The organism is uncultured Desulfosarcina sp., assembly GCF_963664155.2.
Lineage (GTDB): Bacteria > Desulfobacterota > Desulfobacteria > Desulfobacterales > Desulfosarcinaceae > Desulfosarcina.
Genome location: NZ_CAXXXH010000001.1, coordinates 1,553,499 through 1,566,221, shown reverse-complemented (window position 1 = coordinate 1,566,221; position 12,723 = coordinate 1,553,499). Strand labels below are relative to the sequence as shown.

At 49.2% G+C, this 12,723-nt stretch carries 16 protein-coding genes and 2 pseudogenes; 11 read left to right on the top strand and 7 right to left on the bottom strand.

The window, feature by feature from the left end; genetic code table 11:
- Positions 1-244 precede the first annotated feature (244 nt).
- The 3 genes from ACHZBS_RS07080 (at position 245) to ACHZBS_RS07070 (ending at position 1,796) form a co-directional block, all read left to right on the top strand.
- Entirely contained in the window at positions 245-517 is a 273-nt protein-coding gene (locus ACHZBS_RS07080; RefSeq protein WP_319405801.1) for a hypothetical protein, read from the top strand.
- Positions 517-846, top strand: a complete 330-nt coding sequence (locus ACHZBS_RS07075; RefSeq protein ID WP_319405800.1) for a hypothetical protein — start codon at positions 517-519, stop codon at positions 844-846. Before ACHZBS_RS07080 ends, ACHZBS_RS07075 begins: the two co-directional genes overlap by 1 nt.
- Before the next feature lie 146 nt (positions 847-992).
- The gene (locus ACHZBS_RS07070; protein WP_319405799.1) at positions 993-1,796 is read left to right on the top strand and encodes a hypothetical protein; all 804 of its coding nucleotides are present in this window, start codon (positions 993-995) and stop codon (positions 1,794-1,796) included.
- A 556-nt stretch (positions 1,797-2,352) separates the two neighbouring features.
- Here the strand turns inward: ACHZBS_RS07070 and ACHZBS_RS07065 are convergent.
- Positions 2,353-2,832: a hypothetical protein gene (locus ACHZBS_RS07065; RefSeq protein ID WP_319405798.1), complete on the bottom strand. Its 480-nt coding sequence runs from the start codon at positions 2,830-2,832 to the stop codon at positions 2,353-2,355.
- 40 nt (positions 2,833-2,872) lie between these two features.
- Positions 2,873-3,178: pseudogene (locus ACHZBS_RS07060) on the bottom strand (Bro-N domain-containing protein); the annotation flags it as partial.
- 189 nt (positions 3,179-3,367) lie between these two features.
- Here ACHZBS_RS07060 and ACHZBS_RS07055 point away from each other — a divergent pair.
- Positions 3,368-3,565: a hypothetical protein gene (locus tag ACHZBS_RS07055; RefSeq protein ID WP_319405797.1), complete on the top strand. Its 198-nt coding sequence runs from the start codon at positions 3,368-3,370 to the stop codon at positions 3,563-3,565.
- Between the two features lie 91 nt (positions 3,566-3,656).
- On the opposite strand, the gene ACHZBS_RS07050 is transcribed toward ACHZBS_RS07055, so the two are convergent.
- Positions 3,657-5,306: a recombinase family protein gene (locus ACHZBS_RS07050; RefSeq protein WP_319405796.1), complete on the bottom strand. Its 1,650-nt coding sequence runs from the start codon at positions 5,304-5,306 to the stop codon at positions 3,657-3,659.
- A 115-nt stretch (positions 5,307-5,421) separates the two neighbouring features.
- Here ACHZBS_RS07050 and ACHZBS_RS07045 point away from each other — a divergent pair, with 115 nt between their 5' ends.
- From ACHZBS_RS07045 to istB, 4 genes are read left to right on the top strand one after another with little or no spacing between them, the layout of a single operon-like run.
- Positions 5,422-5,943 carry a hypothetical protein gene (locus ACHZBS_RS07045; RefSeq protein ID WP_319404670.1) on the top strand — a complete coding sequence of 174 codons (522 nt, stop codon included), beginning with the start codon at positions 5,422-5,424 and terminating at the stop codon, positions 5,941-5,943.
- Positions 5,903-6,280 carry a helix-turn-helix domain-containing protein gene (locus ACHZBS_RS07040; protein ID WP_319404671.1) on the top strand — a complete coding sequence of 126 codons (378 nt, stop codon included), beginning with the start codon at positions 5,903-5,905 and terminating at the stop codon, positions 6,278-6,280. The genes ACHZBS_RS07045 and ACHZBS_RS07040 overlap by 41 nt, the downstream gene beginning before the upstream one ends.
- Entirely contained in the window at positions 6,277-7,743 is a 1,467-nt protein-coding gene (gene istA, locus ACHZBS_RS07035; RefSeq protein ID WP_319404672.1) for an IS21 family transposase, read from the top strand. The genes ACHZBS_RS07040 and istA overlap by 4 nt, the downstream gene beginning before the upstream one ends.
- A complete protein-coding gene (gene istB, locus ACHZBS_RS07030; protein ID WP_319404673.1) occupies positions 7,740-8,495 on the top strand; it encodes an IS21-like element helper ATPase IstB in 756 nt (251 codons plus the stop codon). The genes istA and istB overlap by 4 nt, the downstream gene beginning before the upstream one ends.
- Before the next feature lie 69 nt (positions 8,496-8,564).
- Here the strand turns inward: istB and ACHZBS_RS07025 are convergent, their stop codons facing one another.
- Positions 8,565-8,834: a recombinase family protein gene (locus ACHZBS_RS07025; RefSeq protein WP_319405795.1), complete on the bottom strand. Its 270-nt coding sequence runs from the start codon at positions 8,832-8,834 to the stop codon at positions 8,565-8,567.
- A gap of 42 nt (positions 8,835-8,876) precedes the next feature.
- Between ACHZBS_RS07025 and ACHZBS_RS07020 the strand changes: the two genes are divergently transcribed.
- Positions 8,877-9,305, top strand: coding sequence for an ATP-binding protein (locus tag ACHZBS_RS07020; protein ID WP_319405794.1), 429 nt, complete (start codon positions 8,877-8,879; stop codon positions 9,303-9,305).
- Here ACHZBS_RS07020 and ACHZBS_RS07015 read toward each other — a convergent pair.
- The 3 genes from ACHZBS_RS07015 to ACHZBS_RS07005 form a co-directional block, all read right to left on the bottom strand.
- Positions 9,262-10,821 carry a recombinase family protein gene (locus ACHZBS_RS07015; protein ID WP_319405793.1) on the bottom strand — a complete coding sequence of 520 codons (1,560 nt, stop codon included), beginning with the start codon at positions 10,819-10,821 and terminating at the stop codon, positions 9,262-9,264. The genes ACHZBS_RS07020 and ACHZBS_RS07015 overlap by 44 nt on opposite strands.
- Positions 10,811-10,978, bottom strand: coding sequence for a hypothetical protein (locus ACHZBS_RS07010; protein ID WP_319405792.1), 168 nt, complete (start codon positions 10,976-10,978; stop codon positions 10,811-10,813). The genes ACHZBS_RS07015 and ACHZBS_RS07010 overlap by 11 nt, the downstream gene beginning before the upstream one ends.
- A gap of 188 nt (positions 10,979-11,166) precedes the next feature.
- The gene (locus ACHZBS_RS07005) at positions 11,167-11,655 is read right to left on the bottom strand and encodes a MerR family transcriptional regulator (protein WP_319405791.1); all 489 of its coding nucleotides are present in this window, start codon (positions 11,653-11,655) and stop codon (positions 11,167-11,169) included.
- A 643-nt stretch (positions 11,656-12,298) separates the two neighbouring features.
- Here ACHZBS_RS07005 and ACHZBS_RS07000 point away from each other — a divergent pair.
- On the top strand, positions 12,299-12,487 hold the full coding sequence (locus ACHZBS_RS07000) for a helix-turn-helix domain-containing protein (RefSeq protein WP_319405790.1): 189 nt from the start codon (positions 12,299-12,301) through the stop codon (positions 12,485-12,487).
- A pseudogene (locus ACHZBS_RS06995) lies at positions 12,484-12,702 on the top strand (type I restriction-modification system subunit M N-terminal domain-containing protein); the annotation flags it as partial. The gene ACHZBS_RS07000 and the pseudogene ACHZBS_RS06995, both read left to right, overlap by 4 nt.
- Between the last annotated feature and the right edge of the window lie 21 nt (positions 12,703-12,723).

The window sequence follows — 12,723 nt, the reverse complement described above, 5'->3', positions numbered from 1 at the left end:
CGATGTGAGTGTCTCCGGTGCGGGAAGTTGACCACAACCTTTTCAGGTTCATTGAAAAATGGGGATACCCGGTCGTGTGGCTGCCTCTTCAGGAGCTTCAACGCATGTAAAAAGGCGGGCATCCCTTACGATAAACACAAGCACAGGGGACCGGTAGAGGCGCTGTAATAGAGGGCAGCCACCACCGGCACCACCACCAACCAACCATAAATCAACCCAACTTAATAAAGGATTCAAAACCACCATGAACACTATTACAACCAGCCAGACCGCCAGCATCATCACCGCAGCAGCAGTAGAAAAACCCCGACTGAGAATCACCAACTCCAACTCCAAACAGGTGACCTTCATCAGCCTCTCAGGTATGCATGAGCAGGTTAAAAAGACCTGCAAAGCGCATGGCATTAAGATTCAAAACTTCTATTCCCAGGCCGTCGTTAACATGCTCCTGAAGCTGCGCCAAGAGGCAGCCTTGGTTGCAGAAATCAAAGCAGCAGCAGACGGGGAGGCCGACTGATGGCCAACTCAAGGCCCACCTTGGGCACCATAGAGAACGCCTGCCAACCACGGAAAACCATGGGCAAGGTCTGGTCTCTCCCATCGGTCATCTTTGACCCGGAGGTGATTGAAATATCCCACGTGTTCATCCACTCAGCCTCTACCGGCCTTGCACAGTACATGACCGTGCAGCAGGCCACGGAGAAGAACTATGTTGAAATCGTCTTGTCTGGCAATCACCATGTGGCGCTTATAAAAACCCATTATGTCCAGCTGGTCTTTAGGTCATCTGAGAGCCTCCTAAAGGCGCTGGCACCACCTAAACCCGCAGACCACCGGAGGTATTAACCATGGCAGAAGTCCTGTTCTACCTCATGGTGGACGCACTGCTCGCGGCATCCGTCCTGCTTGTCGTCAGAGGATTCGTTTTTAACATCTAAACCATCAGCACCAACCAACCATCAGCAGCATTTAAATAAAGGAGAACACAATCAATGAGTAATTTTATGGAGATTCAAATGGGCACCGCCTCACAGCAGGCACCTGAAGCACCGAAGTATGTTGGCATTCAAGATGAGCTTCAGCATGGCGGCAGCATCACCGTCACATCATCCGGTGGTTTCCACCAAGAGGAGCCCACCACGGTCAACGTGGGTGAGGGTGAAGCTGACTTCAATGGGGACAATGTTCTTTCCACACTCAAGACCAAAACAGGCCGTCCCCTAAATGACCTGAGCAAGCTGGATGGTGCCACCATTACCGTGGGAGGTGTTGAAATGTCCATCCAGGCAGCCATCAATGTTGGCCTGCTCTCTAAAGGTGCAGACGGTACCATCAGCGGGACCGGCAAGAGCAAGGGTATCAATGAAGGCAAGAAGCTGCAGAGCATCCAGGCACAGCAATCAAACAGCAAGGCAGTGGACACACGGCCCATCAGTAATGAACTTAATGAAATGCGGGCTAAGCTGGGGGATTGGGGTGTTGACCAACAGGTTTCCCAATGCATCTCTCAAGTGGTCCTTGGCAAGGACACAGGTCAACCTGTTGAGGCTCTCTCACGGGCAACAGGTAAGCCTGCATCTGAGGTTCACCGTATTGTGAACAATGCCATCAAGGGAACACAGGCTCGCGCTATCGTACATTTGGACAGGGCAGGGTACGATGGCGCAGCGATGATGCACTATCTTCATTCACAGGTCAGACCGGATGCACGGGCATCCATATTGAACCGGCTGTACTTGGGTGATGCATCGGCACTGAATGATATTGTCCAGAAATACAAGCTCAACAATCGATAGTCACACAGCGTTACCATATAGAGATGGAAGTCTCCTACCACAACACCAGCAGCAACAGCAGGTGAAGGGGGGGCTTCTGTCTCTATATTTTTCGATTTTGGAATGACAACAATTGTTACCAATTGGTAACGTCCACCCCAATGGTGGAGGTGATGAAATGTCTGCCATGGCAGACAACAGAGGTGCCAATTGGCACCCATGGGTGTCATTGCTGGTGGTGCTGGTGGTAAAATGGTGTGCCCCATGGGACACAAAACAGCTACAATTGTATTCAAATTATCTCACATGTTACGGCCACAATTGTGGCCGTTTTCGATGGCTGGTTTTTGTAAACAATTGTTTACATCGTCATCGTCACTTTGAGAACCATGGGTCTCATTCTGTGCGCCATGGCGCTCACCCCACCAAACTGAGAAGGGAACAATTGTTCGTGTCCGTATGGTGCCCATGGGCACCAAGGCGTTAAAATATTAACGTTCCTGATTTGACATAAATTTATGTCATTCTCATCGACCACACCCGTACCGGCAAAATGGCTCCAATTGGAGCTTAAGCGTTACCGCGTGCCTTCGGTTTTCCTGCACAATTGTGCAAAATTTTTAACATTATTGAGGCCAGTCATGTCCTTCGGCGGCTCAGGTTCCTTTGGCGGTTCCGGTGCAGTGAACTCATCGACCACGCTCTTGACCAGCTTCGCGGTGACCTTCTGGTCAGGACCGGCCAGCTCAAGGACACGGGTCCAGGCTTTCTGCTGTTCTTCGGGGGTCTTGAGCTTTTGCATCGGGATGGTCTGACGGACGTTGTCGGGTTTGATTTGTGCAACATGTTGCACATTCTCGATCACCTGGGCAGCATCGATGTAGTAGTAAGCGTTCCTGCGCTTCATATCCCACTCCGACCGACAGAACGCTTCGAAGGTATCGTAACCGGCCACCAGCTTGTAGGACTTGGTGTCGCGGATCTCGGAGGAGCGCAGCTTCGCTGCTTGCCAGCGCCTTCGCCAGGATCTCTTCATCGGTATCCATGGGGTCAGCATTGATGTAGCCACCGTCCTTACGGATCGCCGGGAGGACTTCCTCCATGACCCACTCTTCGAATGCCTGGGCTGACGGGAGTGTTGATTTAATGATGAGCCGGTACAGGTCGGACTCAGGGATGATGGTCCGCATGTCACGACCACCACCCCCAACCTCGCGTTTCACGAGGGTGACTTTTTTAGCGTGTTTGCAATGCTTTGCAGTGGCATCCCATGGATTCCTATATCCCAAAGCATCAGCGATTTCCGATGCCACAAACCACGGTGACCCATCGTTGGCCTTGATAGCGGTGATGGTGTCGCCTTTGAAGTTGAACGGGATGATTTGATTGGTGGTGTTTGTCATGGTGTTGCTCCTTTACGTTGGTGTTTTGCAGTACATGCGTGTAATATAGTACACCAAAGTAATTGAATTTATTATGTTTTAGTGCTTGACAGCCTCCCTGATGTCCGCTAAAAGTCAACCCACCTTGCGCAAGGTGACACCCAAACAACACCATCAACGCACGCACACACAACACAGGGGGACACCAAAATGGTTGGAATTATAATCAAGACCGAAGGAATGGAGACAGAGATTCTACCCAGGAGCCATGTCTTTTATGAGGCTGGGGGAAAAGAGGGTGTCTTTAAGGATTGGTCTGAGTTAAGCCCTGATGTTCAAGGCAGGCTGGAGCAGATAAAGGCTGAGGTTGAGAGGCTTGCTGAAGAGGGGAGAGGGCTCCTGCTGTAGGTGATAGGCGCGATGAGATAAAACGGGAGTGCCTCCCTTCGATCCGAGAGACACTCCATGTTACTCTCTTCCACACACACACCAACTCACATCATTTCTTTATCAGGTTCCACAAGGCAGCACCACTGACAAACCTGTCCACAGGTGGCCACTGAGCGTCAACAACATGCACATGTTCAACCTGTTGACCATCACTGTCAACCCTGAATCCTACCGAGTCCTTTTGAGCCCGACCACCCACCTTGATGCTGAGATATGAGTCCACCACGTCCTTATAATGGATGGTGATGGTCCCGTGGTGCTGCTGCTGGCCACTGGTGGCACAGGGGGTGAACACAATCCGGTCCACCACCTTCTTCAAAAGCTGGTGGAGCTTCCGGCGAACCTCAAGGACATCCTCCGGTGAACCCTCACGCTCAATGCGGATGGTCTCATTCATAGCCCGTTCGGCACTCTGGAAGTCAAGACCCAGGCTGGCAGACCGGTCCTTCTCTTGGTCTACCTGTTTACGGAGGTCTTCAAGCTCACTGGTGAGGTTTTCCTTCTTCAGTTCCAGGGCATCCAGCTTGTTCAGCAGAGCCTTGCTTGAATCTCTTTCAATCAACAGGGTGGTGATTCTATCGATGCTTTCATCGGTCCTCTGAAGCTCCCCCTCACGCTCAAGTAGAAGCCCTTCCAGCCTTTCCAGTTCATTGGATAGCCGCTTGTAGACCTTCGGGAATAGCTCACGGTAATCAAGGTCTAAGAGGTTGGAGATGATGTGGCATTGTGCCTCTGGATATCTCCATCCATGGCGCTGGCAATCTCCGACCTTTCGCCTTGCATCAGAGCAGACAAGGTAGGTTCCACCCTTGGTTCCTCTTCCTTTGTTTTCGAAGTGCATCGGCGCACCACAGGAGCCGCAAAAGGCCATGCCAGTGAATAAATTGGAGAAGCTCTTACCGATGTTTGCACCAACAATTATCCTTGATGCCTTGACCTGCTTGGCTTTGTAAAAAACTTCAGGTTTGATTACAGCTGGAAAGTAACCGTCAATAGGGTCTCCCTCCGGTGTCCTTACCTGTTTACCATTGATGGTCTTTTTGGTGTGCGGTTGGAATATCCCAATCACTGCCTCACTATCGAGTATCTTCTGAATGTATGAAGGATGCCATCCCTTGGACCGGCCGAATGTAGTGACCCCCTCAGTGTTGAACTGTCTGGCAATGACACCCTTGCCGATTCCATCAATTGTCATCTTGAAAATGCGTTCAATGACGGCTGCCCTGTCCTCCAATACCGTGAAGGATGTTTTGTCATCACTCAGTTCCAACCATGCAGGACATTGAGCAGTGAGCTTCTTGAGGCCAACCTTTGCCTTGTCCCTCTTGGCTGTCCAGGCAGCAGACAGCCTGCGTGACTTGGTGAGAGACTCTTCATGCGCTCTCTGCATCACTGAAAGGGATATCATCAGGTCAGTAAAACCCATCTCCCCTTGGTCAGCAGAGTAGGTCCGCTCATCTTGAAGGGTGACGATGTTAATCCCTCTGGTGATGATATCCCTGAATTGGCCGAAGGCTTTCCAGACATCCTGACGGCTCAGACGGTCAAGACTCTCCACCAGAAGGTATGAACCGGCTTTGATGGTGCCTTGGTCAACAGCTTGAAGGAACGCACCCAATGCTGCCAGCGGCGTTCTAAAACTGTTTTCTTCCTGGCGGTTTGAAATAGTCCAGGTCCTTCCCCGTCCATTTTCTTCCATAATGTAAATTTTAAACGATCTTCTTCTCTTTTTCTTCTATCATTTTCTTGCCGCACCCGATTATTCAAATCGATCTCAATTCCTGTATCATTGGTACGCAGGAGGGCTGCGACCGATGCCAGGGATTAAGCGTAAAAAATGTTGTCATTGCCATATCTTATTCGTTCCCGATCCTCGAAATAGAGATAGACAACGCTACTGCCGCCAACCTGAATGCCGCAAGGCCAGCAAGGCTGCCAGTCAGAGGCGATGGCTCCAAAAACCAGACAACCGCGATTACTTTAGCGGGCCGGAGAATGTGCAACGGGTCCAACGCTGGCGAGACGACAACCCTGGCTACTGGCTCCGAAAACCAAAAATCACCTCCGATGCGTTACAAGATCCCTTGATCCAACAAACTCTTGAAACAATTGATAATAATACCGATTTTGCAGACAATGCGTTACAAGATCTCTTAACGCGACAACCTTCCGTATTAATTGGCATTATTGCCCAATTAACCGGGTATGCGTTACAAGATGACATCGTCATGGCCGCCCGTCGCATGCAACAATTCGGCAACGATATCCTTAACCCCCAATGTGAAGGAGGCCGCCATGGTAGCCAAACAACCCATTTGCCCCGACCGTATCCGTAGAACACCCAAACGGTTCAGTTGGCTCGATCACCGCCTGGTCAGCGACCACTATATTGATCGCTGTACCCATGCTGCTGCGGCGCTGTACCTGTTTCTGGTCACCGTAGCCGATGCCAGGGGGATGAGCTATTACTCTGCCCGAACCCTGGCCCAGCGTCTGGCCATGGATGAGCACACCTCGGTCCGGACCCGGGACGAACTGGTCGACATCGGCCTGATTGCCTATCGAAATCCGTTGTATCAGGTCCTGGCCATCGATGCCGAACCAATCAGGCAGACCGGCACCCTCCAATCCGTTGAACAGATTTTCAAGCACCTCGGGGAGGGCAGACAATGATCGATTACGCCCTTTTCAGCAAAATCAGGCATCTGAACCAACACGACGGGTTGACCGCCCGACAGATCGCCCGGGAACTGGCCATGGACGTGAGAACAGTCAAAAAATGGCTCGACCAAACGCGGTTCAGACCCAGACAAAGTTCCCCGCGAGCCAGTAAGCTCGATCCTTTCAAAAGCGATATTGTCCGTCTGCTCCAAGCCCATCCCTACACGGCAATCCAGCTTCTTCAACGCCTGCGTGAGCAGGGCTTTAAGGGCGGGTATTCCATCGTCAAGGAGTATGTCCGCAAGGTCAGACCGCCGAAGACCCGCGCCTTTCTCACCTTGTCGTTTGCTCCGGGGGAGTGTGCCCAGGTGGACTGGGGTTCCTTTGGTGCGGTTAATGTCGGTTCCACCCGCAGACGACTGAGCTTTTTTGTCATGGTCCTTTGCTACAGCCGTATGATGTATGTCGAGTTTACCGTCTCCCAAACCATGGAGCATTTTTTGGGATGTCATCAAAACGCCTTTGAGTTCTTCGGCAGGGTTCCCCAACGAATCATGGTCGACAATCTTAAAAGTGCCGTGCTCAAGCGCATTGTGGGAACGGCGCCGGTGTTCAACCCCAAATACCTGGACTTTGCCAATCATTACGGTTTTACCATCGCGGCCTGCAATGTGGGCAAGGGCAATGAAAAAGGGCGTGTGGAAAACGGTGTCGGCTATGTAAAAAAGAACCTGTTGGCCGGATTGGATATCTCCGATTTTACCGCGATTCATCCGGCAGCCCGGCACTGGCTCGACACGGTGGCCAACGTGCGCATCCACGGCGAGACCCGCGAGCAGCCGATTGTGCGTTTCGAAAATGAGCGGGCCTATCTCAATCCGTTGCCCCATCACCGGTTCGACATCGCCACCGTCTCCCAGGTCCGGGCATCGAGCCAGTTCCGCGTGGCACTCGATGCCAACCGCTACTCGGTGCCGGCCGAGTATGCCGGCCGACAACTGACGTTGAAAACCTATCCCGATCGGATTTGCCTTTATTATGACAACAAGCTGATTGCCCGCCACGCTCGCAGCTATGACCGCCATCTGGACATCGAAGATCCGGATCACCCCAAACAGCTTTTGCTCTGGCGCAAGAAGGCCCGTGAACAGAAAATCGTGATGCGCTTTCTCTCCTTGTCGCCCCAATCCGCGCTATACTATCAAAAGCTCGAACAGCGTCGCATGAACCCCTATCATCATGTGCAGAAAATCGTCGCCCTAAGCGAAATCTACAGCCCAGAAGCCGTCGCCAGAGCGTTGGAAGACGCTTTTACCTTCCAGGCGTTCTCCTGTGAGTATATTGCCAACCTGCTCGAACAGCACACACGTTGTCTGCCAAAACCCGGCGCTTTGCATCTGACCCGCCGTGAAGATCTGTTGGACTTGACGGTGGAATCGCCCGATTTGAGCATCTACCAAAAGGAGAGACCATGACTGACACGCAACTGCCGGACCCTCCCCTTGAACTCAACCTCAAATACCTGAAATTGCCGTTTATGCGTGAGCACCATCATCCGCTGGCCCAAAAAGCCGCCAAAAACAGTTGGTCGCACGAAGACTATCTGGAGAAACTGGCCGACGGCGAAGCGGCGTTGCGAAAAGATCGTTCCACCAAACGTCGCATCAACCAGGCACGCTTTCCGGTGATTAAAACGCTGGATCAGTTCAATTGGACATGGCCAAAAAAAATCAACCGCCTTCAGGTTCAGCAACTGTTCCGGTTGCAGTTTGTCAAGCAGTCGGCCAATGTCATTTTCTTGGGTGGCGTGGGACTCGGCAAAACCCATTTGGCGTCCGCCTTGGGCTACGAGGCCTGCCTCAAAGGATATACGGTGCTGTTTGCCACCGCCATCGATGTGATCAACACGCTTTCCGCGGCCCAGGCGGCGGGAAGAATGAAACAGGAACTGAAAAAATATACTCGCCCATCACTGTTGATCCTCGACGAACTGGGCTTTTTACCCATCGACAAGGCCGGAGCCGACCTTTTGTTCCAGGTTATCAGTCAGCGCTATGAACAGGGCGCCTTAGTAATCACGTCCAACCGCGCCTACAAGGACTGGCCGGAAATCTTCAACAACGACAGCACGCTTACGTCGGCCATTCTCGACAGATTGCTGCACCATGCCGAAACCGTTCTCATCCAAGGAAAAAGCTTCCGGATGAAGGAACAAATCGAATTATGATGGTTGTGTAAAAACGTAGCCGGGCTCACTCGAAATGGGTTCCGGCAACTGAAATCCTCATTGGTTGGATCATGCAATTTGAAATCGCCAAAAATAGAACATTTTCAGACCGCCGCTAACAAATGCACCTTCATGGACGTTTTTCCCATGAAAAGCAGAGACACCTAAGTCTTGATATGTTATGGATTCATCTAGTTCAAGACGGTGATTGTCGGCAAAGTGGACAGCGGCTTCTGATTGTCGCCTGAAGCTGTCACCCTTCATCTGTTCAGGGGTGGAAAAACGTAGATAGCTGTAGGCCTTGGGTTTGGTGTTATGATTCTGATGGCTGTTTTGCATGGTCTCCTATACCTCCTTCGTTTGGGGTATTCAAGACATAACATGCTCATGGTGGGCCCCCCCGGTTCTGGCAAGACCATGTTGGCCCGGCGGATTCCCACGATTCTGCCACCTTTGTCATTTGAAGAGGCCATCGAAACCACCAAAATTTTCAGTGTCGTCGGGATGTTGAACCGTGACCAGCCGCTGGTCACCCGACGGCCTTTTCGTTCCCCCCATCATACCATCTCAGATGCCGGCCTCATCGGCGGCGGCCATATCCCCAGACCCGGGGAAGTGAGCCTGGCCCACAATGGCGTTCTGTTCCTTGACGAATTGCCTGAGTATAAGAAGAATGTGCTGGAGGTCCTGCGTCAGCCGCTGGAAGATCTTCAGGTGACCATTTCCCGGGCGGCTTCCACCCTGACCTATCCGTCCAGCTTCATGCTCATTGCTGCCATGAATCCCTGTCCATGTGGTTACGAACAGTAGAGACTCCAAGCGTAAATCCCGTTAGTCCCTCGTTAGTAATTGAAATTTCAGGTATTTGGCTTTGCAGGAACGATCTTTTTTGCGCTGGTGTCCAGTACGGGAACTCCATCAGAGTATCTATTATCGGTTCGATGGATTCGAAAATCTGATTCTTGTCCTTTAGGACAAAACCCTCCTCAAGTCTTGTAAGTCGCATCTTCAATGTTGCTTCAAGGTTATCCAATTCGCCAACCTTTTTATCAAGTTGACTACGTGAAAACGGCCCATCAATGTATAAGTCCAGAAGCCTATCACGTTTCGTACTGATTTTGTTTAACATTCCCTTTATTTTCTCGGCTTCATTACGCTGGTCAAAAATGTCCTCGGATGACAATGCAAGCCCAATCATTCTATTCATGTATTTCTTATCGGTCAGGATTTCATGCAAGAATGAAGTTACAGTATGGTCCACCCGCTCACGTGGAAGATAGCGAGTTGAACATTTCGAAGGTCCATTTTTGCTAACGTAAATATAATTCTTCGATCTACAAAGGTAATAATCCTTTTTGTGGTTTCGGCCGCCCGAGGTTGAATACAAGATCTCACCGCATGAGCCACAAATAAGGAAGCCACTATATAGAAATCGTTCCCCTTTCTTAGATCTCTTGGCATGATAGCGCCCGTTTTTGTTTTTCATCATCTCCTGAGCCTTAAAGAAGGTTTGTTCATCAATCAAAGGCTCATCTATGACCTTGACCCTAATTATTTCGTCCGGCGAACGTTGGACCTTTTTCCGGTCACCTTGTCTGCCGTCAGGTTTTAGATACTTTTCAGGGCCCCTTTTTTCAGTATAGGTCCTGTATCCTATATAAAGTTCATTCTTTAGCAAGTTCGGTATGGTTCGATGTTTGATTCCGGTACGGCGTTCTAATTCGCAATAATTATTGATACCCTCATCGCAGGACAACCTGAACAAAATTTTAACCTGTTCAGCTTCATCGGTGTAATAATAATTTTCGTTTTGTCGATCGTAAGCCACACCACGAGGAAGGGTGATGTCGCAATTGGGATGTTTGCCGTCTTTCCGTTTGACCTCTTTGGCCGCAAGCATCCTCTTCTTGATTTGGGTCAACTCATTCCCAGATATAATAGACTGAAATCCGCCAATCAGAAAACCGGATTGTGTATTGAGATCAATAAGTTGGTCAGGAAGATAGATTAACGTATTGGTTTCTTTGAAATGCTGAAGTAGAGCAAAGTCGTTAAAATTATCAAGACGAATGAGTCGGTCCCAGTCCGCTAAAACCACACCTTGAATTTGGCCAGCTACCATTAATGAAATCAAATCCTTAACTTCAGGAGTATGAACCACGGAGGTACCGGATACATCAATTAGTGTGATAGTTTTTATCACGGCAAGATCGTACTTCTGAATAGTCCTGGCGTTGGCCTCTTTTTGGCGAGATAGGCCAGCCCGATCATCGCTTCCCTGCTCTTCCGTTGAAACCCTCAGAAATTCAATGACCTTAATTTTCATTGATTATACCACATAACAACCGAGCATATACTTTTATGCTATCAACATCGTCACTGATCAAAGCTTGTCTTAGTTTTTCAAGCATAGCCTTACGTTCATTGGAAATCTCAATTATGTGCTCTAAGCCGGCCTTTAGTACGCGATCGTCCATTTCCATAACTGCACCTACTAATCGAACAATCCCAAAAACAAATTGAAAATTGTGTGAGATAGGGTGGATTAAGGACTAATCGGCGTATTGAAGCTGGTTGGTTATCTTTGACGTTGTTATCTTTGTTCTTATCTGGAGGTTCGTATATCTATTTAGCGTCCATAACCACAATTACAGAGAAATTTAGTAAAGATTCAAATTGATTTAATCCTCTCTCTAAGCGTATTTTTCAAAAAATTAAGATCCATACGGTATACTCTGAGTCCAAGCGACAGGTACGTGCGGTCACACACCGTGGCATCTTCAAAATCATGCACATAGACCATGATGGCATTCACTGACTCGAAAAGAACCGTCAGAATGCAATCAGCCTTATCAATCGAGTCCTCCCTGTCACCTAATTGAGAAAAAAATGATGGATTTGTTCTTCTAATCTCGGCCAAAATACTTTTAGCGAAATCAACGTTGGGCAGATTCTGGGTGATCGCTTGAATAACCAATATTTCAAGAAGGTTGCCTTCGGAGTATCTCCGGGAGGTGCCCACTCCCTTTCCTTGATCAACAGGCTGGAACAATCCTTTCAGGACCCAATACTGAATCCGAGGCTTGGTTTCCCCTGTAATTTCTAACATTTGCTGGTTTGAATATAGCATTTCAACCTTTATTGCATAATGAATATTCATTATGCAATAAAATGTCAAGCATTATTTTGCACCAATGTCTGATAAACGAATCAGGCAGGTTTTAGAATTGATAAAACAGGGAGATTTGCCGTTCCGCCGTGTCCATCTTGCCCATACCGGAAGACATGTAACGAATAATTTTCGATCAATTTAGGCATTTTGCAGCAATCATAGGGAGATGAGAGCAGGTTTGGATGGCAGAAATGATCCTTTTCGGAACATTCCCGGCCATTATTCAGCTTTAGATGGAGCATCTGGAGCATGATTCGATTGGGGAACAAAATATGAGGCGGTTGAAACTTATCCCCTCACATCAAAACTATCTTCGAATGAAGGACATCAAGTCGCAGTTTACCCATGGAAACAGCTGGTTATATATTTCGAGCCCCTATAAACACACTTTTTCGAAGAATTACTGTCGATTTTACCTATTATAACGGTGTCTTATAAATTATGTTCTCCATAGTGAAGTGGCATATAGTTGCCTACGCCCGCTAAGACAATCAAATCAGTTTCGTTTCCATTACCAATACTGTCCACTATCCTAAAAAATTTGACATTAACTGTCATTAACGATAACCTAACTGTCAATTATAAGATGATCGGCAAACTGCATTCACGGCCATGGGAAAGGGCCATATCGATGGAAAAACCGAAAGATGTTCTCAACATAAACGAACTGGTCGGTTATTTGGATATCCCCAAATCGACGATATACAAACTGGTCCGGGAGGGCAAGATCCCAGCCCAGAAAGTTGGGCGTCACTGGCGGTTTCACAAGGAAACCATCGATGCCTGGCTCGGTAACCGAGACGAGGTGGCGAAATCATGAATATGAAGGTTCACAACGGCATTGCCAATTTCATCTGGAATATTGCCGACGATGTGTTGAGGGATGTCTATGTGCGCGGAAAATACCGGGACGTAATTCTGCCTATGACGGTGATCCGCCGACTTGACTGCCTCCTGGAACCGACCAAGGACGCCGTACTGGTCATGAAGAATCAGCTGGACAATGCCCGCATCGAACACGACAAAGCACTGCAGCGGGTCATGATGGACCTGCTC

Coding starts and splice junctions, on each gene's coding strand:
- ACHZBS_RS07045 (WP_319404670.1), top strand. CDS start 5,422: ATGCCAGGGATTAAGCGTAAAAAATGTTGTCATTGCCATATCTTATTC.
- ACHZBS_RS07000 (WP_319405790.1), top strand. CDS start 12,299: ATGGAAAAACCGAAAGATGTTCTCAACATAAACGAACTGGTCGGTTAT.
- istB (WP_319404673.1), top strand. CDS start 7,740: ATGACTGACACGCAACTGCCGGACCCTCCCCTTGAACTCAACCTCAAA.
- ACHZBS_RS07005 (WP_319405791.1), bottom strand. CDS start 11,655: ATGAATATTCATTATGCAATAAAGGTTGAAATGCTATATTCAAACCAG.
- ACHZBS_RS07015 (WP_319405793.1), bottom strand. CDS start 10,821: ATGAAAATTAAGGTCATTGAATTTCTGAGGGTTTCAACGGAAGAGCAG.
- istA (WP_319404672.1), top strand. CDS start 6,277: ATGATCGATTACGCCCTTTTCAGCAAAATCAGGCATCTGAACCAACAC.
- ACHZBS_RS07025 (WP_319405795.1), bottom strand. CDS start 8,834: ATGCAAAACAGCCATCAGAATCATAACACCAAACCCAAGGCCTACAGC.
- ACHZBS_RS07010 (WP_319405792.1), bottom strand. CDS start 10,978: ATGGAAATGGACGATCGCGTACTAAAGGCCGGCTTAGAGCACATAATT.
- ACHZBS_RS07080 (WP_319405801.1), top strand. CDS start 245: ATGAACACTATTACAACCAGCCAGACCGCCAGCATCATCACCGCAGCA.
- ACHZBS_RS07075 (WP_319405800.1), top strand. CDS start 517: ATGGCCAACTCAAGGCCCACCTTGGGCACCATAGAGAACGCCTGCCAA.
- ACHZBS_RS07050 (WP_319405796.1), bottom strand. CDS start 5,306: ATGGAAGAAAATGGACGGGGAAGGACCTGGACTATTTCAAACCGCCAG.
- ACHZBS_RS07065 (WP_319405798.1), bottom strand. CDS start 2,832: ATGCTGACCCCATGGATACCGATGAAGAGATCCTGGCGAAGGCGCTGG.
- ACHZBS_RS07055 (WP_319405797.1), top strand. CDS start 3,368: ATGGTTGGAATTATAATCAAGACCGAAGGAATGGAGACAGAGATTCTA.
- ACHZBS_RS07070 (WP_319405799.1), top strand. CDS start 993: ATGAGTAATTTTATGGAGATTCAAATGGGCACCGCCTCACAGCAGGCA.
- ACHZBS_RS07020 (WP_319405794.1), top strand. CDS start 8,877: ATGCTCATGGTGGGCCCCCCCGGTTCTGGCAAGACCATGTTGGCCCGG.
- ACHZBS_RS07040 (WP_319404671.1), top strand. CDS start 5,903: ATGGTAGCCAAACAACCCATTTGCCCCGACCGTATCCGTAGAACACCC.